Origin of the sequence: Flavobacterium sp. (assembly GCF_035195345.1) — a bacterium.
GTDB lineage: Bacteria > Bacteroidota > Bacteroidia > Flavobacteriales > Flavobacteriaceae > Flavobacterium.
Map to the genome: position 1 here is coordinate 2,677,073 of NZ_CP136574.1, position 24,393 is coordinate 2,701,465.

Annotated in this window: 23 protein-coding genes and 1 riboswitch; of the genes, 12 read left to right on the top strand and 11 right to left on the bottom strand. The window is 31.8% G+C overall.

Annotation, left to right across the window (positions count from 1 at the left end; translation table 11 throughout):
* Positions 1-27: 27 nt before the first annotated feature.
* From RSE15_RS12455 to rmuC, 5 genes are all read right to left on the bottom strand, one after another.
* The gene (locus RSE15_RS12455) at positions 28-2,481 is read right to left on the bottom strand and encodes an FG-GAP-like repeat-containing protein (protein ID WP_324068870.1); all 2,454 of its coding nucleotides are present in this window, start codon (positions 2,479-2,481) and stop codon (positions 28-30) included.
* Between the two features lie 13 nt (positions 2,482-2,494).
* On the bottom strand, positions 2,495-3,616 hold the full coding sequence (locus RSE15_RS12460; RefSeq protein WP_324068871.1) for a hypothetical protein: 1,122 nt from the start codon (positions 3,614-3,616) through the stop codon (positions 2,495-2,497).
* 76 nt (positions 3,617-3,692) lie between these two features.
* Entirely contained in the window at positions 3,693-4,253 is a 561-nt protein-coding gene (locus tag RSE15_RS12465; protein WP_324068872.1) for an acyl-CoA thioesterase, read from the bottom strand.
* Positions 4,254-4,259: 6 nt separating this feature from the next.
* On the bottom strand, positions 4,260-4,610 hold the full coding sequence (locus RSE15_RS12470) for a 6-phosphogluconate dehydrogenase (RefSeq protein WP_324068873.1): 351 nt from the start codon (positions 4,608-4,610) through the stop codon (positions 4,260-4,262).
* 8 nt (positions 4,611-4,618) lie between these two features.
* Positions 4,619-6,007, bottom strand: coding sequence for a DNA recombination protein RmuC (gene rmuC / locus RSE15_RS12475; protein ID WP_324068874.1), 1,389 nt, complete (start codon positions 6,005-6,007; stop codon positions 4,619-4,621).
* An 81-nt stretch (positions 6,008-6,088) separates the two neighbouring features.
* Here rmuC and RSE15_RS12480 point away from each other — a divergent pair, with 81 nt between their 5' ends.
* Complete coding sequence (locus RSE15_RS12480; protein ID WP_324070477.1) at positions 6,089-6,655, top strand: pseudouridine synthase; 567 nt, start codon at positions 6,089-6,091, stop codon at positions 6,653-6,655.
* Between the two features lies 1 nt (position 6,656).
* On the opposite strand, the gene RSE15_RS12485 is transcribed toward RSE15_RS12480, so the two are convergent.
* The 5 genes from RSE15_RS12485 to RSE15_RS12505 all read right to left on the bottom strand — a co-directional run bounded on the left by RSE15_RS12485 (position 6,657) and on the right by RSE15_RS12505 (position 11,271).
* On the bottom strand, positions 6,657-7,442 hold the full coding sequence (locus tag RSE15_RS12485) for an ABC transporter ATP-binding protein (RefSeq protein WP_324068875.1): 786 nt from the start codon (positions 7,440-7,442) through the stop codon (positions 6,657-6,659).
* 178 nt (positions 7,443-7,620) lie between these two features.
* Positions 7,621-8,031: a GxxExxY protein gene (locus tag RSE15_RS12490; protein WP_324068876.1), complete on the bottom strand. Its 411-nt coding sequence runs from the start codon at positions 8,029-8,031 to the stop codon at positions 7,621-7,623.
* 137 nt (positions 8,032-8,168) lie between these two features.
* Complete coding sequence (locus tag RSE15_RS12495; RefSeq protein WP_324068877.1) at positions 8,169-9,194, bottom strand: FecCD family ABC transporter permease; 1,026 nt, start codon at positions 9,192-9,194, stop codon at positions 8,169-8,171.
* Positions 9,195-9,388: 194 nt separating this feature from the next.
* Entirely contained in the window at positions 9,389-10,519 is a 1,131-nt protein-coding gene (locus tag RSE15_RS12500) for an ABC transporter substrate-binding protein (RefSeq protein WP_324068878.1), read from the bottom strand.
* A gap of 239 nt (positions 10,520-10,758) precedes the next feature.
* Positions 10,759-11,271, bottom strand: a complete 513-nt coding sequence (locus RSE15_RS12505) for an energy transducer TonB (protein WP_324068879.1) — start codon at positions 11,269-11,271, stop codon at positions 10,759-10,761.
* A 69-nt stretch (positions 11,272-11,340) separates the two neighbouring features.
* Positions 11,341-11,542, top strand: a riboswitch (cobalamin riboswitch).
* A 253-nt stretch (positions 11,543-11,795) separates the two neighbouring features.
* Between RSE15_RS12505 and RSE15_RS12510 the strand changes: the two genes are divergently transcribed.
* The 5 genes from RSE15_RS12510 (at position 11,796) to RSE15_RS12530 (ending at position 15,863) form a co-directional block, all read left to right on the top strand.
* Complete coding sequence (locus tag RSE15_RS12510) at positions 11,796-13,733, top strand: TonB-dependent receptor plug domain-containing protein (RefSeq protein ID WP_324068880.1); 1,938 nt, start codon at positions 11,796-11,798, stop codon at positions 13,731-13,733.
* Positions 13,734-13,847: 114 nt separating this feature from the next.
* Positions 13,848-14,363, top strand: a complete 516-nt coding sequence (locus tag RSE15_RS12515) for a GFO_1088 family ECF-type sigma factor (protein WP_324068881.1) — start codon at positions 13,848-13,850, stop codon at positions 14,361-14,363.
* On the top strand, positions 14,344-14,787 hold the full coding sequence (locus RSE15_RS12520; RefSeq protein WP_324068882.1) for a PG0215 family putative anti-sigma factor: 444 nt from the start codon (positions 14,344-14,346) through the stop codon (positions 14,785-14,787). Before RSE15_RS12515 ends, RSE15_RS12520 begins: the two co-directional genes overlap by 20 nt.
* Before the next feature lie 8 nt (positions 14,788-14,795).
* Entirely contained in the window at positions 14,796-15,326 is a 531-nt protein-coding gene (locus RSE15_RS12525) for a GFO_1090 family protein (RefSeq protein ID WP_324068883.1), read from the top strand.
* 3 nt (positions 15,327-15,329) lie between these two features.
* A complete protein-coding gene (locus RSE15_RS12530; protein ID WP_324068884.1) occupies positions 15,330-15,863 on the top strand; it encodes a GFO_1091 family lipoprotein in 534 nt (177 codons plus the stop codon).
* A 54-nt stretch (positions 15,864-15,917) separates the two neighbouring features.
* On the opposite strand, the gene RSE15_RS12535 is transcribed toward RSE15_RS12530, so the two are convergent.
* Positions 15,918-16,784 (bottom strand): alpha/beta hydrolase, encoded by an 867-nt coding sequence (locus tag RSE15_RS12535; RefSeq protein ID WP_324068885.1) that lies wholly within the window; start codon positions 16,782-16,784, stop codon positions 15,918-15,920.
* A gap of 144 nt (positions 16,785-16,928) precedes the next feature.
* Here RSE15_RS12535 and RSE15_RS12540 point away from each other — a divergent pair, with 144 nt between their 5' ends.
* The 6 genes from RSE15_RS12540 (at position 16,929) to cmk (ending at position 24,323) form a co-directional block, all read left to right on the top strand.
* Positions 16,929-17,747, top strand: coding sequence for a M48 family metallopeptidase (locus RSE15_RS12540; protein ID WP_324068886.1), 819 nt, complete (start codon positions 16,929-16,931; stop codon positions 17,745-17,747).
* A gap of 64 nt (positions 17,748-17,811) precedes the next feature.
* The gene (locus RSE15_RS12545) at positions 17,812-19,104 is read left to right on the top strand and encodes an MFS transporter (protein WP_324068887.1); all 1,293 of its coding nucleotides are present in this window, start codon (positions 17,812-17,814) and stop codon (positions 19,102-19,104) included.
* A gap of 38 nt (positions 19,105-19,142) precedes the next feature.
* Positions 19,143-19,673 carry a lipocalin-like domain-containing protein gene (locus tag RSE15_RS12550; protein ID WP_324068888.1) on the top strand — a complete coding sequence of 177 codons (531 nt, stop codon included), beginning with the start codon at positions 19,143-19,145 and terminating at the stop codon, positions 19,671-19,673.
* 194 nt (positions 19,674-19,867) lie between these two features.
* Positions 19,868-22,330, top strand: coding sequence for an endopeptidase La (gene lon / locus RSE15_RS12555; protein ID WP_324068889.1), 2,463 nt, complete (start codon positions 19,868-19,870; stop codon positions 22,328-22,330).
* 129 nt (positions 22,331-22,459) lie between these two features.
* Positions 22,460-23,479 (top strand): type IX secretion system protein PorQ, encoded by a 1,020-nt coding sequence (gene porQ, locus RSE15_RS12560; protein ID WP_324068890.1) that lies wholly within the window; start codon positions 22,460-22,462, stop codon positions 23,477-23,479.
* A gap of 160 nt (positions 23,480-23,639) precedes the next feature.
* Positions 23,640-24,323, top strand: coding sequence for a (d)CMP kinase (gene cmk, locus RSE15_RS12565; protein ID WP_324068891.1), 684 nt, complete (start codon positions 23,640-23,642; stop codon positions 24,321-24,323).
* Positions 24,324-24,393: the final 70 nt, after the last annotated feature.

A 24,393-nucleotide genomic window follows, 5' to 3' on the forward strand; every position in this document is an offset into this window, starting at 1 on the left:
CCGAGCTTTGCTCGGTTCATTCTATATTTAATTTTTCTTTATAAAGCTTTCGGAGTATTTCTTGCCTTCTAAAGTTTCAATGAGTAAGATGTATAGACCTTCTGATAAATCTGAAACTGAGAAACTTGAGTTAGAAAGTTTTACTTTTTTAATTTCTTTTCCTAATGTAGAAATGATCGAAATATTTTTAATATTGAGCATTTCGATATTTGCAAGTGTAATTATCTCACTACTTGGATTTGGATGTAAAATAATTTGTGAGTTTCCATTGTCTACTAAACTTAATGGACTTGAACCTTCAATAATATGTAGTGATTGATTGATTGAAGGATTATTTATAACATCAACTAATCCAGAGGGCCATCTAATTATTACTTGTGAGATACTATTTGCTGTTCCAATTCCAAAATGAGCATTTAACGAACTCATGTATCTAAAACCTTCACCACTTCTGATATCTCTAATTTGTTTGCCCCATGTACCATAAATTTCAACTCTAGCTCCAATTCCATTGCTATTACTTTGAATCCCTTGTAAAGAAAATTTAATCCAATTATTTCCGTTTGGTACCGCATATCGTATTGTTGTACCGTTTTGAATATCTAAAAATCCATCATTATTCAAATCTCCAACAGCTCCAACACTAATTCCAGTATAATTAATAGGTGAAAATGTACTATTACCTTGATTAAACATAATTTTACTTCCTCCTCCTAAAACGTCAACAAAACCATCGTTATCAAAATCATATGCTATGTTATCAATATTAGTAGATGTATTAGTATCCCAACCCGAGCCTAAGGTAATATTAGAAAAAGCCTCTTCTGTAGTATTGGTAGTGTCAAGATTATTTCTAAAATATTTGTGTAAACTTGCACTAGCAGTTATTATAATATCCATGTCCCCATCATTATCAAAATCTGCAATAGCTGACGACCAAGTTTGAATAGGAGTTACATTAATACCTGCAATGGCAGAAATGTTGGTATAAATATTATTTCCGTCATAACGATACAATTCACATGGAGGTCCAGAACATTTAGACACAAATACATCACTATCCCCATCATTATCAAAATCAGTAAAAAGCGTTGCATAATTCCCTGTTGAAGTTGCAATACTCATGGAACCAGCGGTAACAGTTGATTGATAAAATGACAAATTACCATTTCCATTATTTAAATAATAACAACTAGGAGCAATATCATGGCAAACAAAAATATCTAAATTACCATCATTATTTAAATCAGAAAAGTTAGTTCTTTGAGAAAATATATATTGTCCAGGTGTATATGTTGTAAAGGCTGTTCCATTACTATTTGAGGTTAAGATTGTAGCCCCACTTCCATTTCCTAAAACAATATCATTATAGCCATCTTTGTTGTAATCTCCTGCAGCCATACTCCAATATGGTAATAAAACAGAACCTGTTAAAGGATGATCGGTTATTGTATATGTTCCAGGGGTGTTTGCTTGATAATGAATTCTCATATTAGCAGCACTAATACCTACGATATCATCTTTAAAGTCACCATTCATATCTACAACACAAATATTATACGAACTATTAATAGTAGAAATACTCTCTGTAGTATAGGTAATTGGAATAATAATAGGAACTTCTGTTATAGTAAAATCAAATCCTGTAGCACTCCATTTGTTATCCCATACAATATAATAGGTAACTCCAGCAGCTACTTCAAATGTTTTTACTGAAAGGTTAGAATTAGTATTCCCTGAATTACAAGCAATTATTCCTGAATTATCATCATTAGTGATACATGTTAATCCCGTTGTACAATTACCTGTATACACACTAAAATTAGTGTCTTTGCATATATTAGTTATTAGGTCTGATGAAACGGTAACCATCGCATTAGTAGATGGTGTATATGAATACCATTTAGATAAAGTAGTTGAGGAACAAGCGGTATTAATATTGGTTTGGTCAATTGCATTAACTGTTGTAGTACCAGCAGTTATAGCCGTTGCAGCAGCACATGGGTTATATCCAGCGGGAATTTCACTAATTTGAAAATTAAAACCTGTAGAAGCCCATCGATTATCCCAAACAATGTAATAAGTAGTGCCAGCGACAGCATTAAACGACGCGCGAGATAAGTATGTGTTAGAATTTGTAGTACAAGAAATGGTTCCTGAATCATCGTCAGCAACTACACACGTTAAGGCAGCACAAGTGCCACTATAAATACGTAAACGAGTATCTAAGCAAATATTTTCTACTAAATCAGAAGTTACTGTTACTATAAAATCTTCGGAAGGAGTATAAGCATACCATTCAGCAGCAGTAGTTGATGTATTTGTATAAGTACAAGTAACTTGTGGCAGTTCTGTTCCATTAACTGCACTAATATTGTAAACTCCAGCGGATGTAATTGGTGATGCAGTTGCACAATTATCTTGTGCTAAAATAGTTCCAAAACACAATCCGAATACTATTAAAAAGTAATTTTTTTTCATATTTTAAATATTATTATCGACAATCTTCTAATGAATTAATCCATTCTTCTATAAGTGACACCCCTTCAGTATGAATAATAGTTCTTCCATGAAGTGGCATTCTGTATGTTTCATCAATCGAATTTACTCTATGATATAACATTGATTGATTTGTTCTTCTTGGAGTAATAATCTTACTTAGTTCTGGGGAAAAATCTTGCATATCTTGTGTATCTACACAAACACCCATATTGGATAAATTGTTGTTTGTTTCAGAAAATGCAAATCGCATTGGTCTGTAATCACAATGACCATTTTCTTTATGACAATGTGCACAATTTATATCAAAATACGATCTCACTCTTTTTTCTAAAGAATTATTTATGTCGTTGTAATTTACAGTAGTATTTTCTTCGGAAGGAAGATTAAAATTATTTTCTAAAATACCTAGATTAATCCATTTTGTAAGTTGATTTACAGTTTCTGAACCATATGTGTATGTTTTATTTAAATTTTGTGGTTTAATGCCTATTGGAATGTTGATTTGATTATATACTCCATTGATATAACTTTTGGTTTTATGGCAAACAATGCATTGTGCTTCGTTTGGAATTCGGTATTCAACATTTCTAGTAACATTGTTTTCATCTCGCCAAGAAACATTTTTCACACTGCTATTTAAATCTAAATAGGCTTCTGTTTGTTCTTCATTCCATACATAATCTGCAAATATCCAACCATCAGATTTTCTTATCATTATGCGTGTTTCAATTATTTTAGTTGTGTTTGAAGGGAGTACATTATCATAATAAAATGTTTTAATAATTGCCGCTCCTACAGGTAGTTCTAAAATTTTATCATCACCATTATAAGTTGCTTTGGTTCCGTTTGGTAACCAAATAAATCTTTTTTTATGGGCATAATCAGTAAATAGTGAAGAAATTGGTTCGTAAGGAATAACATCTAGTGAAGGAATTTGATTTTTCATTTCACCTTCAAAAAAATGATAGTCTGATAGATTTGGATAAGGAACTTGGGTTAAATCTACAGTAACAGGAGAAACTGCGATATATTCTTCATCATCATGATCTGTACATGAAAAAATTAAAATAATTGAAATGGCAAAAAATAATAAAAAAGCGTATTTTTTTGTCATATTATTAGGGGTTTATTTGTTTATAGTATGACAAATATAACTTTTTTTTTAAAATGACAATATATTTTTCAGAACGTTATATATTGTTAATCAGGTTTTCAGAAATTTCAACATTATAATTTTTAAGGTTTTCTAATGATTGAGCCGATTTATAATCAAAGTTAATTTCTAATTCTTTATGCTTTTTTTTATTATTTATTCGATTGACTCCATCGTAAAATCGTCTAACTTCATTCATGTTGGATAAAATTAAACGAGGAACTTTTACATTATTTCCGTTTTCATCTTTGGCAACCATAGTAAAATAACTCGAATTACAATGTTTTTTTATTCCAGTTTGAATGTGTTCTGATGTAACTCGAATACCAACAATCATTGAAGTTTTTCCAACGTAATTAACTGATGCTTTCAGAATGACTAATTCGCCAATTTCAACAGGATTTAAAAAATCAACTGTGTCCACAGATGCAGTTACACAATAGCAACCCGAGTATTTTGAAGCACATGCAAAAGCAATTTGGTCCATTAATTTTAGTAAATAGCCACCATGAATTTTACCACTAAAATTAGAATGCGAGGGTAACATTAATTCCGACAAGGTAATTTTTGATGCTTCAACTGTATTTACGGTTTCCATATATGTTTAATTTTCTAGAGTAACTTTGGTAATAAAATAGCGAGTGTCGCCCCACCAAAAGAAAGTTTTATAGCGTTCTTCAAATTCTAAAGTAACTTTTTTGCCCTGCCATTTTTTCATTTCTGCTATTACTACATCTTCATTTTCCATTACTGAAAATGCAAAGATTTGAGCTCCTGATATTCCTTGACTCAATTCGCCTTCCCAAGTTTTCACAATAAATCCTTTGTGACTAATTTTGATTAATTCCCCAGAACGTACCCCTTCGCTGTAAGGAATGTAGTAAATAAAGGAAAAATAGGTCACTGAGATTAAAGTAAGTGATAAGGCGATGTAAAGCAATATTTTTCGAAACATAGTTTTTTTTATTCGTTTTCGTTTTTAGAAAGTAACGCAATTTCGCCAGATTCTTCAGCTCTTTTTAAAACAGCTTCTGGAAGTGATTTTTTAGCTTTGGCTCCCATTTTTTTCAATTTTTCAACACTGTTTACCAAATTTCCTTTACCATCAACCAATTTGTTCATAGCGTTTCCGTATTCTATCTTGGCTTCATCCATTTTCTTGCCAATTTTAATTAAATCGGCAACAAAACCTTCAAATTTATCATACAATGCACCAGCCTGACGCGCAATTTCAATGGCATTTTCTTGTTGTTTTTGATTCGTCCACATGCTATCAATCGTGCGTAATGTTGCCAAAAGGGTAGAAGGCGTCACAATCACAATATTCTTCTCAAAGGCTTTGTTGTACAAGGTTGTATCTTCATTCAACGCTACAGCAAAAGCGGATTCAATAGGGATAAACAACAATACAAAATCGGGACTTTCCATTTGGTATAAATCCTGATAATTTTTGTTACCCAATTGTTCCACATGACGATTAATAGAAACTACATGTTCTTTTAAATGCTGATTTTTCAAGCTGTCATCTTCTTCATTGATGAAACGTTCATAAGCCGTAAGCGTTACTTTTGAATCGATAATCATTTTCTTGCCATCAGGAAGATTGATGATAACATCTGGAAAAACTCTATTTCCGTCTTCAGTAGTGTGACTTTGTTGAACGAAATATTCTCTATCTTTTTCTAATCCCGATTTTTCTAAAACACGTTCCAAGACCAATTCACCCCAATTTCCTTGCATTTTGCTATCGCCTTTTAGCGCTTTGGTTAAATTGATGGTTTCTTTACTCATTTGTTCGTTCATTTCACGAAGTCCCAATATTTGCTGACGTAAAGCAGCATGATAATCAATGCTTTCTTTGTGCGTGTCTTCGACTTTCTTTTCAAAAAGTTGAATTCTGTCTTGTAGAGGCGACAAAATATTTTTAAGATTCTCTTTATTTTGCTCGGTGAATTTCACCGTTTTCTCTTCTAGAATTTTATTAGCCAAATTTTCAAATTCTTTGGTAAATTTTTCTTGAAGTTGCTCTACTTCTTGCTTTTGTTCTTTATTACGTTCTAAAAGATTATCGAAATCATTTTCTTTTTTGGCTAAATGAATGGCTAACGATTCTTTTTCTTTTTGAAGGTTTTCTTTTTCAGAACTAAGTTGTAAAAGCGATTTTTCAAACTGATTTCTTTCGGTTTGAAACTGGATTTTTAATTGTTCTATTTGACCTAAAAAACCATTAATTCGTTCTTCTAAACCTGATTTTTCGGATTGTGACTGGGCAGTAAAAAGCATCTTTCCAAGGAAAATTCCTATGGCAAGTGCAACAATAAATGTAATTAAAATAAGCATTGATTCTGGCATAAATGAATTGTAAAATGTAAAAATACGGAATTAAATCAAACTTCAAATTTGAAAAATGTATTTTTGCAACAAATATTTAGCATGCATCATCATTTCCTTATTCATAAGCCTTATGGCTATTTGTCGCAGTTTATATATGAACTAAAAAGACCTAAAAAATTACTTGGAGAATTGTATGATTTTCCCGAAAATACCATGGCAATTGGTCGTTTAGATGAAGATTCTGAAGGTTTACTTCTGTTAACAACAGACGGCATGATGAGCGAAATCGTCCGAAGTAAAAAAGTAGAAAAAGAATATTATGCTCAAGTGGATGGAATTGTAACCGAAGAAGCCGTTGAACTACTTAGAAATGGTGTAGAAATTGGTTTTCACGGAAAAAAATACATTACCAAAAAATGTAAAGCATCTATTTTGGAAACGATTCCAGATTTAGGCGAACGCGGTAAAAAGATTCGAGATGAACGTCACGGGCCAACTTCTTGGGTTTCGATAACTTTAACAGAAGGAAAATTTCGTCAAGTGCGTAAAATGACATCAGCTGTTGGTTTTCCTACCTTACGATTGGTTCGAGTGCGTGTGGGAAACATTCATTTAAATGATTTAAAAGCAGGTGAAGTTCTCGAAGTTAGTGGTTTTGATTTGTAATTTATTTGATTTTAAACTTACCTATAGTTGCATCAAAAGTCAAATGTTCGTTATCAAATAACGTATTGAAAATCTCAGTTTGAATCAAATTACAAGGTTGGTTTTGAACTATTTGAGTTGGTGTAAATATAATCATTTCATCACTCATTTGAATCGCTAAATCGATGTCATGTGTAGAATAAAGGATGGTTTTACCCGTTTCGTGTGTGAGTTTTTGCAACAATTTCAATAAAGTTGCTTTGTGCACTAAATCTAAATGGGTTGTAGGTTCGTCTAAAATAATTACGGAAGTGTCTTGTGCCAAAGCGCGTGCGATCAAAGCAATTTGCAACTGACCATCACTAATTTCGTCTTGTTTTTTATGAATTAAATGTTGGATTTCTGTTAATGTAATCGCTTCTTCAATTTTAGTTTTGTCTTCTTCAGATAAAGTGCCTAACCAATTGGTGTAAGGTTGTCTACCTAAAGCGATGATTTCGTATACGGTTAAATTACTTGGTGGCAATTTTTCAGTTAATACGATGCTTAATTCTTGTGCTAAATCAAGTGGTTTGTAACTTTGAAGCGATTTATGGAGTAAAGAAACTTCGCCTTGTAAAGGAGGAATAATTCCTGTTAATGTTTTTAATAAAGTAGATTTCCCAATTCCGTTTTCACCTATTAAAGCAATTAATTTGCCTTTTTCTAAACCAAGATTGATGTTTTGAGCAATAGTAATTGTTTCCGATTTGGTTTTGTAGCCAATCGAAAGGTTTTTGGTTTGTATGGTGAAATTTTGTTGGGTCATTATGAAATACAAAAATAGGTTTTACCACATAGAAACATAGTTTTTTTTAGAGAGTTTTATTTAGAAACTAAAGTTTTGTATAGTTTTATTCTTTTTCAAACTTTTGAAATAGGTTTTACCACATAGAAACATTGATTTTTTTAAGAGTTTTATCTAGAAACTAAAGTTTTGTATAGTTTTATTCTTTTTCTAATTTTTTAAAATATTCGTTTACAAAAGTTTTTTGACCTTCTCGGAATATATTGAAACAATTAAAGTTAATTATAATTCCTTTTGGGACTTTTAATAAGTTCATATAATTTAAAACTTGAGCATCATGAATTGGTTTTATTTCAGAAACAGACTTTAACTCGACTATTAAGCAATTTTCAACGAATAAATCACAACGGAATTCAATATCAAGTTCTTTTCCTTTATAAACTACAGGAACTTTAAATTCGGAAACAAAATTTATATTTCTATTGGTTAATTCCTCTATAATACATTGTTGATAAACACTTTCTAATAATCCACTTCCCATGTTTTTATGTACTTCAATAGCCGCTCCAATAACTTTAAATGTGAGTTCGTCTAAATATTTCTGTGTCATATTTTTTTTAATTTACCACATTGAAACATAGATTAAAATTATTTCATTTACTCTATCTGTAAAAACAAGTTTTCTATAATAATCTCAACATAAAATATACCTATGTATCTATGTGGTTTTATTTTTTTTGTTTTAATTTAAAAACGTTTCTTTCTAACTAATAACCAAATCACCACAGGTGCTCCAATTACTGATGTTATTGCGTTTATTGGTAATGTAATATCATTTCCTGGAACTTGAGCAATCGTATCGCAACACAACATAACAATCGCACCAAGCAGAAGCGTACTCCAAAACAACACAAAATGATTACTCGTTTGAAACAACAATTTCGCCATATGTGGAACCGCCAACCCAATAAAAGCAATCGGACCTGCAAATGCGGTGATGCTTCCTGCTAAAATACTGGTTGCTATAATAATTAAAAAACGGGTTTTTTTATAGTTGATTCCTATACTTTGAGCGTATTTTTCTCCTAAAAGTAATGCGTTTAAAGGTTTTATAACCATAAAGCTAATAACTATTCCAATGAAAACAAAAACAGATAAAAGTGAAATTTCATTCCAAGATAAATTTGAAATACTTCCCATCGACCAAAAAGTGAATTTCTGTAATTTTTCAGCCGAAGTAAAATACGACAAAACTGAAACAATCGCGCTGGTAAAACTTCCAAACATTAATCCTACAATTAAAATGGCCATGGTGTCTTTCAGCTTTTGTGAAATTATTAAAACGGCCATAAAAACTAAAAAGCTACCTAAACTTGATGCTAAAATCAATCCGTAATTCGATAAAAAGAAAGTAGAAAGAAAAGTAGGTAAAAAGCCTGTTCCTAAAATGATAAAAGCCACTCCTAAACTTGCTCCAGAACTCAATCCTAAAACATAAGGTCCAGCTAATGGATTTCTAAACAACGTTTGCATTAATAAACCACTCATTGAAAGTCCAATTCCAACTAAAATAGCTGTTATGGCTTTTGGAAAGCGGAAATTCCACAGAATAATTTCCCAACTTTTCTTACTCATTTCTTGCGATAAAAGTCCGTTAACCACTTCTTTCAAAGGAATAGAAACGGAACCTAAGCTAATATTAACCAAAAACAAAAACACCATTGCTACAAGCAAGAGTATAAAAAGAAGGTTTTGTTTTTTGGTTAATGGCATGCGCTGAATTTTTGGCTAAATTACGTTTTTTGGGATTTTAAACACATAGGCACATAGAAAAAATTAAAGTAAATTACTGTTAAAGCTATTTCATTACCACATAGCTATGTTGACTATGTAAAGTGAAACGCCTAAAATCGACATAAAGTTGAGCTATGTGACTATGTGTTTCAATTTGAAGCTAGGTTTCAATTTTACTTTAACTTTTCAAAAAAGAACAATTCATGATTTGGCAACACTTCAGGGTGTAAAATCTTTACAATATCTTTTAAAACTAAATCAGGTCTATTTTGCGCTAATTCGTAATAAATTACGCCACCTGTTTTGCCTTTTTTAGTACTAAACGAATACACTTTTTTGTTCTTAACTGCTTTGAAATGAATGTAATTTGGGTTGTTATCTAAAATTTCTTGTATCGAAGTAAATTGTCCTGGACCAATCCAAAAATCAGCGTCTTTTGCTTTGTCTAAAACACTTTCGAAGGACAAAGCTAAACTTCCGGTTCCTTTAGAATCTTTCCACAAATAATTTCCGTTGCCTTCTTTTAAGAAATAGGCTGCCCAACTATCGCCTTGCGGTAAAAACCATTGGTCTTCGTAAATAGCTCCTGCAAAAATCTTAGGTTGGGTTTTAGTGTTTTTAGCTAATGCTATTACCGAATTGTATTCTTTCTCAATCGAATTAAAGATTTCTGTCGCCTTTTTGTCTAAATCATATAAAGCACCAAAAAACTTAATCCATTCGGCTTTTCCCAAAGGTGTTTTTTCGGTCCAATCGCCGTTAAAGATTATTTTCTGACTGTTTTTTTCTAAGTTTTTGTAGGTTTTTAAATCGCCATCCACACTAAATCCTACGATTACATCAGGTTGAATGTCTAAAATAACTTCTGTATTTAATCCTTGATTGGAACCTAAATCCCTCACTTTTCCAGCATCGATTATTGCTCTTGTTTTTTCAGAAGAAATATATTGTGTGGTTGGAAAACCAATTAAAGTATTTTCTACTCCTAATGATTCTAAAGCTGGAATATGAGTTGTTGAAGTAACGATTACTTTTTTAATTGGAACTTCAATCGAAGTAAATTGTTGTAAGCTATCTGGAATTTGAACACCTTTTTTATGAAGTATATATGTATAATCATCTTTAGCTTCAGGATAAGCGTTAGAAACTTTTACAACCGAAAAGCCATCGTATTTTTCAATAGAAAATCCTTCCGCATGTTGAATATAGTTTTGGACTGAATTAGAAAGACTTGTTGAGTTTTCCGATTCTTTACATTGGATAAATCCTAAAAATAAAACAACTAAAAAGATATAATGGCGCATGAAAATGTTTTTTGCAAAAGTAGTTTTTTATTTTCTGCTCGCAAAGATGCAAAGGTTTTTTCATGTAACTTTGTGTAACAAATAAGACAGAAAGAAACTAATAAAACCACTAAATTTGTCATAAAAAAACATGAGAACAGATTCAAATGCTTTCCTTTATGCAGTAGCAACAATTATTTTAGCACATTTTGTAATTGGCTTTATTTGGTTGTGGCGTAAGATGAATAAGAAGAAGTAAGTTACAATTTAAAATTTATTGGAATAGCGTAAATAACTTTAACAATTTTACCTCTTTGTGTTGCAGGAATAAAATTGGGTAATAAATTAATTATTCTTTTTGCTTCTGCTTCAAAAAGTATTCCATATTCATTTCTTAAGTTCGATTTTACTCTTTCAACTGATATTTTTCCGTCTTTTTCAATTTCAAATGTAACGAAAACTCGAGCTTCAATTTTATTTTCTTTCGCTTCTTCAGGATATTTTAAATGTTTTTCAATATGTTTTTTAATTTCTTCTTGAAAACATTCTCTTTGCAAGTTTTTTTCAATTTTTTCGCATGAACCAAAAAGCGGAACTTGTTCAACTACTGCAAAAGGGATTGCCGTATTTTCAAACTCTAAATCTCTAACTGTATCTGCTTCTTGGACTAAAACATTTTGAGGATCTGAAACTTTAACTTCACGCACTTCAATTTTTTGAGCTTGTGTAAATGTAAAACTAAAGATGAACAAACTTAAAACTAAAATTCTCATTTTGAATTTATTTAAAAATATGAAATTCAAAGATATAAATTAAGATTGTAAACTTTTAAAAAATACTTACCTTTGCCCTCGAATTTTGGTTGTTGTTTCTGAATTTTTCAAAACAACATTAAAAGGGAATTAGGTGTAATACCTAAGCTGTACCCGCAACTGTAAGCTATTAAGCTTGTTATTATCTACAATACCATTGTTCGCCTTGGCGAATGAGAAGGTTGATAACAAGACGCAAGCCAGGAGACCTGCCACATTCATTGAGTAACAAACTTTCGGGAAAAAAAGTTTGAGTATGGGTAAATTCTGTGCTTTTCTCCCAAATTATTAATTATTGATTGAAGTGATTGGTTTAAACACATAGTCACATAGTGTTTAGTTTATTTTAAAGGCTGTTTTAGAAAATGATTTTTACACATAGCACTATGTTGTCTATGTTAAATGAAATGCCTTTTTATGTTCTATTTCATCTACGATTCTATGTGTTGAAAAAATTATTTCAGCATGTTTTTATTAACCCTAAAATGAACAAAAAGTTTATTGGCTTAAGTGTATTTACACTAGCTACTGCTTTTGCGTATGCACAAGAAACAGATACGCTAAAGGTGACCAATCTTAAAGAAGTGGTCGTTTCGGACACTAAATTTGCGCAAAGCAAAGAAAAATCAGGTAAAATTATTGAAGTCATTACATCGCAAGACTTAGAAGCAAAAAAAGGTCAAAATTTGGCTAACGTTTTGAGTCAAGTGGCTGGAGTGGAAATCAACGGGAATCAATCGTTTGGTGGAAAAAATTTAGGCTATTACATTCGTGGTGGTCGTAATCGTCAAGTTGCGATTTACATTGATGGTGTTCCAGTAACAGATGCTTCAGGAATTAATTTGGAGTATGATTTACGTTTGATTCCAGTGGAACAAATCGAGAAAATTGAAGTAATGAAAGGCGCTTCAAGTACGTTATACGGAACTGGAGCAGCAACTGGAGTTATCAATATTACGTTAAAAAAATCAGCAAAAAAAGAAATTTCAGGGAATGCGTACATGAATATGGGAACGCAAAATACTTCGGAAACTTCAAAAACAAGTGCACAAGATTTCAATCAGGGTGTATCGCTTAACGGAACCATTAATAAAGTTTCGTACATGACCACTTTAAATAGTACGGAGACCAAAGGAATGTCGGAAGCAGCAGGAGAAAATTTTGAAGAAGATTCATTTTCAAGAGTAAATGTGTTACAGAAAATGGGTTTCAAGGCGAATGATCAATTAAGTTTTGAGTTTTTTGGAAATTACGACCGAATTAAAAATACGTTTGACAATTCGTTTGATGGTTTTATTGCAAATTCTGATGATTTGAACAACAATAGTTTTTCGGAACAATTTAGAATTGGTTTTTTGCCAAAATACAAATACAATAAAGGAGAATTTGCAATTAATGCAGGAGTATCTACTATAGATAGAACAATAAATATCTCAAATTCTTGGTCTGGAACAGTTGATACATACAACTATACTGGTAGAACGGCATCTATCGACGCTTTTAATAAATACAATTTCAGTAAACAAGTATATTTAGTGGTTGGCGCTCAATATCAATATTTCGATATGACGCAAAAAGACGCTTATACCGATGTAGCAAGAGAAGGAGCAAAGTTCAATTTATTAGATCCTTATGCAACTGTTGTGTTTAATTCTGAATTTGGTTTGAACATTAACGCTGGAGCTCGTTTCAATACACATAGTGAATACGGAAATCAAGTAGTGTATAATTTCAATCCGAGTTATTCATTTGAGAACTTACCTTTGAAAGTTTTAGCTTCTTATAGCACAGCTTTCATCACGCCAAGTTTATATCAATTATATGGTCCTTATGGAAATTTAGATTTAACTCCAGAAGAAAATGCTACGGCAGAATTAGGTTTTGAATCGCAATTATTAGACAAGAAATTAACCATTAATGCAGTTGGTTTTTATAGAGAAGAGGGAAATACGTTTGGATTTTACACCAATCCAGTAACTTTTGTATCAAACTATATTAATATTGACGCCACTTTCAATGCAAAAGGAGTAGAAGCAAGTATTCGATACAATTTATCTGAAAGATTTAATATCGGAGGAAACTATACTTTCACAGAAGTTGAAAAACAATTAAACCGTTTAATTCCCAAACACAAAGGAAATGTAGATTTGAATTACAAATTTAAAAGAGGAACATTTGGAATCAATTATCAATTTGTTGATAAAAGAAGTGATGCTTATTATGATTCGAATATTTGGGCAACACAAGCTGTTAATTTAGCAACTTATCAATTGGTTAATTCTAATATTTCATACGAGTTGCTACCAAATCGTTTGCAAATATTTGGAGCAGTAACTAATATTTTAAACGACGATTTTCAAGAAGTAATTGGTTATAATACCAGAGGAAGAAATTACAAATTAGGTTTGAATTTTCTGTTTTAGATAAAGTTTAATTATTTGATTTTAAAAGGTTTTGGTATTTATTTATCAAAACCTTTTTTCTTTTTGTAACAAAAATAAATTACATTCGTCTTCATTATAAACCAACTAACTAAAATGAATCAAAACGAGTTTGTACAAATAATTACTCCTTTTAAGGATAAGTTATTTCGTTTAGCGAAACGAATGCTCGTGAGTACGGAGGAAGCAGAAGATGCTACTCAAGAAGTTTTGGTAAGGTTGTGGAATAAAAACAGTTCTTTGGAACAATATAATAGTGTGGAAGCCTTGGCAATGACGATGACCAAAAATTATTGTTTGGATCAACTAAAAAGCAAGAGAGCTACTAATTTGCAAATTGTACATAACAATTATCAAGACAAGCAAGCTAGTGTTGAAACACAAATTGAACATCAAAATACGTTGCAGTGGGCCGAAAAGTTAATAAACAATTTACCCGAACAACAACGATTGATATTACAACTAAGAGAAATTGAAGAATACGAATTTTCAGAAATTGCTCAAGTATTAGAAATGAATGAAACAGCGGTTCGAGTAGCTTTATCAAGAGCACGAAAAACCTTAAGAGAACAAATAGAAAAAACACATAATTATGGAACTCAAGTTAGTTGAACAATTATTGGAAAAATACTTTCAAGGAGAAACTACAATAGCAGAAGAAAAACAATTAAAGGCCTATTTTTCTTCCAATGATGTGGCGCCACATTTGGCAAAATATCAATCGCTGTTTGGTTACTTTGAAATGCAAAAAGGAACGCAATTCGAGCAAAAACTTCCATTAGAACCCAGAAAACAAAGAACTGTAAAATGGATGGGTATCGCAGCAAGTTTTGTTGTACTTTTTGGATTGGCAACCTTCTATTTTTATCCGTCTGAACCTAAGAATGAAGATTTAGGAACGTACGATAATCCAGAAGAAGCCTTTGCCGCGACACAGAAAGCATTGTTAATGGTTTCAGAACAAGTAAATATTGGCATGGAAAGTGTAGTCTATTTAGAAGAATACGAAAAAACAAAAAAAACAATTTTTAAATAAGAGAAAGAATGAAAAATTTAGTAGTAGTTATAGCGTTTTTATTGGCATCAACGGTTTCTTTTGCTCAAAATACAGCGTTTGATAAATATGAAGACAATCCAATGATTCAATCGGTTATTGTAAATAAAACGATGTTTCAAATGATGAGTAAAGTTAAAGCTGATCCAAAAGATAAAGAATTACAGCAATATTTTAATTTACTAAAAAAATTAGACAACTTAAAAGTGTTTACAACTAGTAATGCAAAAATTAGTGCAGATATGAAAGCAACTGTAAATAGTTATTTAAAATCGAACCCTTTAGAAGAATTAATGCGTGTTAATGGCGATGGAAAAAACGTAAAGATTTATGTAAAATCAGGTGCTAACGAAAATATTGTTAGAGAACTTTTAATGTTTATTGAAGGTGCGAATATGAAAGATGCTAGTACAGTTGTTTTATCTTTAACAGGTAATTTTAGTTTGGATGAAATTTCTATGTTAACAGAAAAAATGAGCTTGCCAGGTGGTGATGATTTGAAAAAAGCTTCTAAAAAATAAGCCATGAAAAAGTTATTATTGCTAGTTTCTGTTGTGATGTTACTTTGCAGTTGCGAAGACAAGCCTTCACTTCAAAAGTATTTCGTAGAGAATACAGAATCTTCTAAGTTTATTGCTGTTGATTTAGCTCCTAGTATTATTAAAACCGATAAAATGGCATTGTCTGAAACAGAAATAGCGGCTTTAAAATCGTTTGAAAAAATGAATATTTTAGCTTTTAGAACTGATTCTACAAATAGTGTTGGTTATGAAGAAGAAATAAAAGAAGTAAAAACCATTTTAAAAGATGAAAGCTATCAGCAATTAATGAAAGCAGGTTCTGGTAATGATGGTGCTGCTATTTATTTTGTGGGCGAAGATGATGAACATATTGAAGAATTTGTAGTCTTAGTAGGTAAAAAAGAAAATGGATTTGCAGTAGTACGTGTTCTTGGAAAAGATATTAATCCGACACATATTATGAACATGCTTAGTTTGCTCCAAAAATCACAAGTTAATTTAGATCAATTGAAACCACTTCAACAATTAATGAACTAAAAAATCCCGTAGAATAGTGTCTAACTTTGTAAGGTAGTCGAGAAGTAGAATTTTTTAGTTCATTGAAATAAACTCTTTTATTTTTTGAATTACAGCTTCATCACCTAAAATTTTACGATGGCCTAATCCTTGCGTAATCATAATTTCAGGATTTTTCAAGTGTTTTTGAATATTGTAAGCTGCTTTAACTGAAACATCATCATCATCTATATCATGAATAACTAAAACAGGAATGTTTGTTTTTTCTGCAGCTTTATATGCTGAATAATCATCCATTTTCCCACCATATTTTGCTTCAAAATGATCTCTTAGTTTAATTCCAAAGACAGGCTTAAGTTTTAATTTACTTATAAAATCATCAATAATGTCTTGAATAATATCGCCAGAACCTATAGTGATAGCTTTTTTTACGTTAAGATTTTGTTTTATCGCATTTAAAACCGACATACCGCCTAGTGAATGCCCAATAGCAAATTCAAACGGTCCAAACTGTTTTTCAATTTCTAAAATCGAAGCAATAAATTCAATCATAATTGATGAATTTCCTTTCGATTTTCCATGAGCCGGAGCATCAAAACTAATAGTCATATAGCCCATTTTTACTAATTCATCTGCAATTTTAACTAATTGCGTTCCTCTTCCAGACCAACCGTGCACTAATAAGATTTTCTTATCACTTTTTCCATATTCATACACTACAATTTCTTTTTGAATTTCGGGAACTAGTATGCTTTTTTGGACACTTTCGTGTTCCATATGAAGTTCACGCTTCGGTAATTTATGTTTTATGGGGGTTGTAAAAAGTTTAGCTGCAAATTTAATGGTAAGAGGAGTAGAAATAGCTTGTAAAAATTTAGCTGTAAACAAAATAGCTTTTGGAATTTCTATGACTTGAGATTGCTGTTGTTTCTTTTTGGGCATTTTGTAAAATTTTACGCAAGGTACAACATATATAAAATAGGTGTAAAAAAAGAGATTATAAAAAATAGTTAAAAAAGACATGAAAATTGGATTTAAGCAACAAGTGAAAATTAAAAAGACGTAAATTTGTGAAAAATAATTACGATGAATTTAAAAATTAAAATTGTTGGACTGATAGCTTTTGCATTTGTAGTTTCTTGTGCAAAAAATCCATTTACAGGGAAAAGTACCTTGGCATTAGTTTCAAATAGCGAAATTTTACCTTCTGCGTTTCAACAATACAATCAGTTTCTCTCTGAAAATAAAGTAATTACTGGTACATCAGATGCGAAAAGAGTAGAAAATATAGGCTCTAAAATTAAAGTTGCTGCTGAACGCTGGTTAAATGCAAATGGGAATGCAGGTTATTTAGATGGTTATGCTTGGGAATATAAATTAGTTGAAAGTAAAGAAGTCAATGCATGGTGTATGCCAGGAGGAAAAATTGTTTTTTATACTGGAATTATGCCTATTTGTAAAGATGATGCGGGTATGGCAGCAGTTATGGGGCATGAAGTAGCTCACGCCTTAGCTAATCATGGGCAACAACGTATGAGCGCAGGAGTTTTACAACAAGCAGGAGCGCTTGGTGTTGGTCTAGCAACAGGAAATAAATCAGAAGAAACGCAACAATTAGCCATGACAGCTTATGGCGCAACCACTCAATTTGGAGGGATGTTACCATTTAGTAGAGCTCATGAAAGCGAAGCAGATATGATCGGATTAACATTGATGGCAATTGCTGGTTACAATCCTGATATGGCTGTAGCATTTTGGGAAAGAATGGCTTCTCAATCTGGAGGTCAAGCACCGCCAGAATTCATGAGTACGCACCCAAGTAATGCTACACGAATTGCAAAAATTAAGGAGTTAATTCCACAAGCAAAAGCAGAAGCAGCTAAGTTTGGAGTTACTTTTAAATAATTAAAAAAATACTATTATATTTGAATCCCGACACTGTCGGGATTTTTATTTTAAAATAATCGCTATGCAAAAACTTCTTAAAGGAGATTCTAAACTTCTAAACGCTTGGGCTTTTTATGATTGGGCAAATTCGGTTTATGCTTTGGTAATTTCGTCTACTATTTTCCCGTTGTATTATGGCGCTTTGTTTCGTCAAAAAAACATTGAAGAAATTGTATTACTTGGTTTTTCGGTTAGAAGCGAAGCTTTAATAAGTTATGTAACAGCAATAGGATTTCTAATCATTGCATTTATATCACCATTATTATCTGGTATTGCTGATTACATGGGAAATAAGAAGTTTTTCTTGAAACTTTTCTGTTACATTGGAGCTATTTCATGTATTTCATTGTATTTCTTTTCACTTAATACAGTTGTTTTAAGTTTGGTTTCTTATTTGTTAGCTTTAATAGGTTTTTGGGGAAGTTTAGTTTTTTATAATTCGTATTTACCCGATATTGCTCACAAAGAACAACAAGATAAAATCAGTGCAAAAGGATTTAGTTTGGGTTATGTTGGAAGTGTTATTTTATTATTGATTTGTTTAGCGATGGTGATGTCAGTAGAGAATGATGCTGAAAGACTGCAAATGATGAAATATTCATTTTTATTAGTTGGAATTTGGTGGATAGGTTTTAGTCAGTATACTTACCATTATTTGCCAAATAATAAGAATGAAAACAAACTGCATAAAAATGTAGTTTTTAATGGTTTTAAAGAATTGCAAAAAGTTTGGCAACAAATTAAACAATTGAAATCCTTAAGACGTTATTTAGGAGCTTTTTTTGTGTACAGTATGGCAGTGCAAACCATTATGATTATTGCCGCTTATTTTGGGGAAAAAGAAGTGCAATGGGGAAGTGATAGTAAACGAACAATAGGATTAATAGTTAGTATTTTATTGATTCAATTAGTGGCTGTTTTAGGTGCTTGGTTAACATCAAAACTAGTTACACATTATGGAAACATATTTGTTTTAATTGTATTAAATTTTTCATGGATTTTAATCTGTACCTATGCGTATTTTGTAGTTACGCCAAATGATTTTTATATAGCTGCAGTATTCGTAGGATTGGTTATGGGAGGAATTCAATCTTTATCGCGATCAACGTATTCAAAATTTATTCCTGAAGATTCTAAAGACACAACCTCATTTTTTAGTTTTTATGACGTAGCAGAGAAAATAGGAATTGTAATAGGTATGTTCACTTATGGTTATATCGCCGATGTTACAGGCAAAATTCAAAATGCCATTTTATTTCTAATTTTATTTTTTATAATAGGTTTACTTTTATTACTCAGAGTACCAAAAAAATAAAATATCTTTTTATATTTGAAAACTTTTAAAATATAATTATGAAATCTATAAAATCAAGCGTAAAATTTTTAATTTTATCAATAGCATTAGTAACTGTTTCTTGTGATATCGAACCAATTGATCCAGCAATTGATATTTCTGCAAGTTCATCGGTTACAGGCACCTATTATATGACCGCTTTTAATTCTTCAATTCCTACCGATTTGAATGGAGATGGTACTGCTTCAACTAATCAAATGGATGAAACAAATTGTTTTAATGGGGGTTTTATTACTTTAAACGGTGATAATACTTTTGTTGCAAATAGTAAGGGTATTGATATTAATATGGATGGAGCAACTTCAACAATTGAATGTTTTGATGAAGGAAATTTTACAGGAACTTGGGCTTTATCGGGTAATCAATTATCTATAACTTATTTAGATGAAGGCGTTGAATATACAGATGTTGCTACTTTATCTGGAAACACAATAGTTTCAACAGTTCAAAATGGAGAAGTTGTAGGAACTACTTCAGGTGGAGAACCAATTTATTTAACATCTAATCTCCAAATAGTTTTCACGAAATAAACAATTGATGTAATAAATTTTAGATCCCGATTGTTTCGGGATTTTTTTATGGCATACATCTTGAACTATAACTTTTGAATTTGCTGTTTAAGGTTAATTTATGATTTGATTATCAATAAAATAAGCTTGTTATTTGTAATTTTAAATAGTTGATAATAATTTAATATACTGACAAAAAGACCATATTTATACATATGCCACATCACAAAATATTAGCGATTGACAATTTGTCACTTCAGGAAATGGATCCCGATTCAGAATTGATTCCTTTAATGACGCCGGAAGATGAAGAAGAAATGAATAATGAGGCTTTACCTGAAGATATAGCCATTTTACCTTTACGAAACACTGTTTTATTTCCTGGAGTTGTAATTCCTATTACCGCAGGAAGAGATAAATCAATTAAATTGATTAATGATGCCAATGCCAAAGGAAAAATTATTGGTGTAGTGGCGCAAATTGATGAAAACGAAGAAGATCCATCACCAAGCGATGTGCATCATATTGGAACAGTGGCCCGAATCATGCGTGTTTTAAAAATGCCTGATGGAAATACAACCGTAATTCTTCAAGGGAAAAAACGCTTTGAAATTGAGAATTTTACGCAAGAAGAGCCATATCTTAAAGCTAAAATTAAAGAGGTTACGGAAGAACGTCCAAATAAAAAAGATTTAGAGTTTAAAGCGATTGTAGAATCAATCAAAGAATTAGCTATTCAAATTATTAAGGAAAGTCCAAATATCCCTACTGAGGCTACTTTTGCTATTAAAAACATTGAAAGTAATCCGTTTTTAATCAATTTCGTTTCTTCGAATATGAATCTTTCAGTAGAAGAAAAGCAAAAATTATTATCGATTCCTAATTTAAAAGATAGAGCGCTTGAAACCTTACGTTTTATGAACTTAGAGCTTCAAAAGTTAGAAGTTCGTAACGATATTCAATCCAAAGTTCGATTTGATTTAGACCAACAGCAACGCGAATATTTCTTACAGCAACAAATGAAAACCATCCAAGAGGAATTGGGAGGTGTTTCGTATGAAGCTGAAATTGAAGAAATGCGCGCCAAAGGATTAAAGAAAAAATGGGACGATAAAACAGCAAAACATTTCGAAAAAGAACTATCTAAATTGCAACGAACCAATCCAAATTCACCCGATTTTGGTATTCAACGCAATTATATCGAGTTGTTTTTAGAATTGCCTTGGAACGAGTTTACAAAAGATAATTTCGACTTAAAACGCGCTCAGAAAATTCTTGATAGAGATCATTACGGTTTAGAAGAAGTAAAGAAACGGATCATCGAACATTTAGCAGTTTTGAAATTGCGTAACGATATGAAATCGCCAATTCTTTGTTTGTACGGACCTCCAGGAGTGGGAAAAACTTCCATTGGAAAGTCGGTTGCCGAAGCTTTAGGAAGAGAATACATCAGAATGTCGTTAGGTGGTTTACGGGACGAAGCAGAAATTCGTGGTCACCGTAAAACTTATATTGGTGCTATGCCAGGACGAATTCTTCAAAATATTAAGAAAGCAAAAACATCAAATCCAGTGTTTGTTTTAGATGAGATTGATAAATTATCGACCAGTCATAATGGCGATCCATCATCGGCGTTGTTAGAAGTTTTAGATCCAGAGCAAAACAAAGAATTCCATGATAATTTCTTGGAACTAGGATACGATTTATCAAAAGTGATGTTTATTGCAACATCCAATAGTTTGTCAACCATTCAACCTGCACTTCGTGATCGTATGGAAATTATCGAAATGACGGGTTATACAATTGAAGAAAAAATCGAGATTGCAAAAACACACTTATTACCAAAACAATTAAAAGAGCACGGATTAACCGCAAAAGATTTACAAATTGGAAAAAAACAATTAGAAAAAATCGTAGTTGGTTATACGCGTGAATCAGGTGTTCGTGGTTTAGAGAAAAAAATTGCTCAAGTGGTGCGTCATGCCGCAAAATCAATTGCAATGGACGAAACCTACAACGTAAAAGTTTCGGATGCCGATATTTTAGAAGTATTAAAATCGCCTCGAATGGAACGCGATAAATACGAAAATAATGATGTAGCGGGTGTAGTTACTGGATTAGCTTGGACTTCTGTAGGAGGCGATATATTATTTATTGAATCCTTAATTTCGAAAGGAAAAGGAGCCATGACCATGACTGGGAATTTAGGAACGGTTATGAAAGAATCGGTGACAATTGCTTTGGAATACATTCGTGCAAATGCTGAATTTTTAGGCATAAATCCTGAAGTTTTAAACAATTACAACATTCATATTCACGTGCCAGAAGGTGCCACTCCAAAAGACGGACCAAGTGCTGGTATTGCTATGTTAACCTCAATGGTTTCTTCATTTACTCAAAAAAGAATCAAGAAAAATATTGCGATGACAGGTGAAATTACCTTGAGAGGAAAAGTATTACCTGTTGGTGGTATCAAAGAAAAAATCTTAGCTGCCAAAAGAGCCAATATCAAAGAAATCATTTTATGTAGAGAAAACAAACGTGATATTGAGGAAATTAAACCAAACTACATTGAAGGTTTAACGTTTCATTATGTGGATAAAATGAGCGAAGTATTAGATATTGCCATTACCCAACAAAAGGTAAAAAATGCAAAATCATTGGATTTTAAAAAATAAATACTAGGAATTTAATAGTATACCAATAAGAACTCTCATTAATTCATTTATTGAGAGTTCTTTTTTTGTTTACTATCTGATATAATTTTATCTTCGCAGTTGCGTTATAAGTAAGATTAAAACCATACAATGCGAAGAAAAATTGTAATTCTTTTATTATTTCTACTATCGACTACTACTTTTAGTCAAATAGGAGGTAAAAGTGTATATCAGTTTTTAAACTTAGCACAATCACCAAGACAAGCTGCATTAGGAGGAAAAACGGTTACAGTCGTTGATTACGATGTAAATCAAGCGTTTTATAATCCGGCTACAATTAATGCAAAAATGCACAATCGATTATCTGCAAATTACGGAAGTTATTATGGCGAAGTGTCCTACGGAACGGCTGCTTACGCGTATACTTATGACCGACATTTACAAACCTTTCACGCAGGAATTAGTTACATCAATTACGGAACTTTTGAAGGAAGAGACGAATTAGGCAACCAAACATCCGATTTTACTGGAAGCGAAGCCGCTTTGTCGTTTGGATATGCTTATAATTTGCCATGGACAGATATGTATGTGGGTGCCAATGCAAAATTAATTTCATCTACCTTAGAAAGTTATAATTCATGGGGAGCTGCTGTAGATTTAGGATTTTTATATGTTGATTATGATAACGACATTAATTATGGTTTAACGGTTAGAAATTTAGGATTTCAAATCAAACCTTATGAAGATACCAATGAAAAACTTCCTTTAGCTATAGATGCTGGAATTTCACAATTGATGGAAAATGTTCCCATTCGTTGGCACATGACCTTTGAAAATTTACAACAATGGAATATAGCTTTTTCAAATCCAAACAGGGCAGAGAGTAACTTAGATGGAGGTACTACAGAAGAAAAAGTGTCTTTTTTTAACAATGCTTTACGCCATTTAATTTTAGGAGCAGAATTGTTTCCAGAGAAAGGCTTTAATATTAGATTAGGGTATAATTTTAGAAGAAGTGAAGAGTTACGAATTTTAGAGCAACGAAATTTCTCTGGAATTTCCGTTGGTTTTGGAATTCGATTTGGAAAGGTTAAATTTGATTATTCGTATTCAAGATATACCGTAGCAGCCAATACCAGTTTGTTTGGATTGATGATTGATTTGGAGTAGAAAAGAGTGATTAGTGAAAAGTAATTAGTGATTAGCTTAAATGAACTTCATTATTCATAAAGTAATACTTAAAAAACTTTTATGACTTATATGTTTTAAAATTATTAGTTTAGAAAAATATTAAATAGAAACTAGCGCCATAGCGTTTTCGTGACAAAATATGAAAAAAATTACCATAGCAATAGACGGTTTTTCGTCGACAGGAAAAAGTACATTGGCTAAGCAATTGGCTGCAGCATTAGGTTATGTTTATGTAGATACCGGTGCAATGTATCGTGCTGTAGCATATTTTGCGATGCAACACAACTTGGTTTCTGAAACACATTTAGACAAACCCAGTTTGATTGCTCAATTGCCAACGATTAATTTGCGTTTTCAATTCAATCCTACTTTAGGATTTGCTGAAATGTATTTGAATAACGAAAATATTGAAATGCAAATCAGAACCATTGAAGTTTCACGCATGGTGAGTAAAGTGGCCGAAATTTCTGAAGTGCGTGCTAAATTAGTAGAACAACAGCAAGAAATGGGCAAAGACAAAGGTATTGTGATGGATGGAAGAGATATTTGTACCGTTGTTTTTCCAGATGCCGAATTAAAATTATTCATGACAGCAAGTTCGAAAACTAGAGCACAACGCCGTTTTGATGAATTAGTAGAAAAAGGACAACACGTTACTTTTGAAGAAGTACTTCAAAACGTGGAAGAGCGTGATTACATTGATACTCATAGAGATGATTCGCCACTTGTAAAAGCGGTTGATGCTATTGAAATTGATAATTCATCACTTAGTAAAAAAGAGCAATTTGAATTGGTTTTGAAGTTGGTGAAGGAGAAGTTGTAGGCTTAATTTTTTCCTTTCGACGAAGGAGACTTGAACGTAGCGAATAGATTAAATAAATTATATAACCAAC

Excerpts from the sequence above, each read along its gene's own strand:
- RSE15_RS12455 (WP_324068870.1), bottom strand. The coding sequence starts at position 2,481 with ATGAAAAAAAATTACTTTTTAATAGTATTCGGATTGTGTTTTGGAACT.
- RSE15_RS12460 (WP_324068871.1), bottom strand. The coding sequence starts at position 3,616 with ATGACAAAAAAATACGCTTTTTTATTATTTTTTGCCATTTCAATTATT.
- RSE15_RS12465 (WP_324068872.1), bottom strand. The coding sequence starts at position 4,253 with ATGGAAACCGTAAATACAGTTGAAGCATCAAAAATTACCTTGTCGGAA.
- RSE15_RS12470 (WP_324068873.1), bottom strand. The coding sequence starts at position 4,610 with ATGTTTCGAAAAATATTGCTTTACATCGCCTTATCACTTACTTTAATC.
- rmuC (WP_324068874.1), bottom strand. The coding sequence starts at position 6,007 with ATGCCAGAATCAATGCTTATTTTAATTACATTTATTGTTGCACTTGCC.
- RSE15_RS12480 (WP_324070477.1), top strand. The coding sequence starts at position 6,089 with ATGCATCATCATTTCCTTATTCATAAGCCTTATGGCTATTTGTCGCAG.
- RSE15_RS12485 (WP_324068875.1), bottom strand. The coding sequence starts at position 7,442 with ATGACCCAACAAAATTTCACCATACAAACCAAAAACCTTTCGATTGGC.
- RSE15_RS12490 (WP_324068876.1), bottom strand. The coding sequence starts at position 8,031 with ATGACACAGAAATATTTAGACGAACTCACATTTAAAGTTATTGGAGCG.
- RSE15_RS12495 (WP_324068877.1), bottom strand. The coding sequence starts at position 9,194 with ATGCCATTAACCAAAAAACAAAACCTTCTTTTTATACTCTTGCTTGTA.
- RSE15_RS12500 (WP_324068878.1), bottom strand. The coding sequence starts at position 10,519 with ATGCGCCATTATATCTTTTTAGTTGTTTTATTTTTAGGATTTATCCAA.
- RSE15_RS12505 (WP_324068879.1), bottom strand. The coding sequence starts at position 11,271 with ATGAGAATTTTAGTTTTAAGTTTGTTCATCTTTAGTTTTACATTTACA.
- RSE15_RS12510 (WP_324068880.1), top strand. The coding sequence starts at position 11,796 with ATGAACAAAAAGTTTATTGGCTTAAGTGTATTTACACTAGCTACTGCT.
- RSE15_RS12515 (WP_324068881.1), top strand. The coding sequence starts at position 13,848 with ATGAATCAAAACGAGTTTGTACAAATAATTACTCCTTTTAAGGATAAG.
- RSE15_RS12520 (WP_324068882.1), top strand. The coding sequence starts at position 14,344 with ATGGAACTCAAGTTAGTTGAACAATTATTGGAAAAATACTTTCAAGGA.
- RSE15_RS12525 (WP_324068883.1), top strand. The coding sequence starts at position 14,796 with ATGAAAAATTTAGTAGTAGTTATAGCGTTTTTATTGGCATCAACGGTT.
- RSE15_RS12530 (WP_324068884.1), top strand. The coding sequence starts at position 15,330 with ATGAAAAAGTTATTATTGCTAGTTTCTGTTGTGATGTTACTTTGCAGT.
- RSE15_RS12535 (WP_324068885.1), bottom strand. The coding sequence starts at position 16,784 with ATGCCCAAAAAGAAACAACAGCAATCTCAAGTCATAGAAATTCCAAAA.
- RSE15_RS12540 (WP_324068886.1), top strand. The coding sequence starts at position 16,929 with ATGAATTTAAAAATTAAAATTGTTGGACTGATAGCTTTTGCATTTGTA.
- RSE15_RS12545 (WP_324068887.1), top strand. The coding sequence starts at position 17,812 with ATGCAAAAACTTCTTAAAGGAGATTCTAAACTTCTAAACGCTTGGGCT.
- RSE15_RS12550 (WP_324068888.1), top strand. The coding sequence starts at position 19,143 with ATGAAATCTATAAAATCAAGCGTAAAATTTTTAATTTTATCAATAGCA.
- lon (WP_324068889.1), top strand. The coding sequence starts at position 19,868 with ATGCCACATCACAAAATATTAGCGATTGACAATTTGTCACTTCAGGAA.
- porQ (WP_324068890.1), top strand. The coding sequence starts at position 22,460 with ATGCGAAGAAAAATTGTAATTCTTTTATTATTTCTACTATCGACTACT.
- cmk (WP_324068891.1), top strand. The coding sequence starts at position 23,640 with ATGAAAAAAATTACCATAGCAATAGACGGTTTTTCGTCGACAGGAAAA.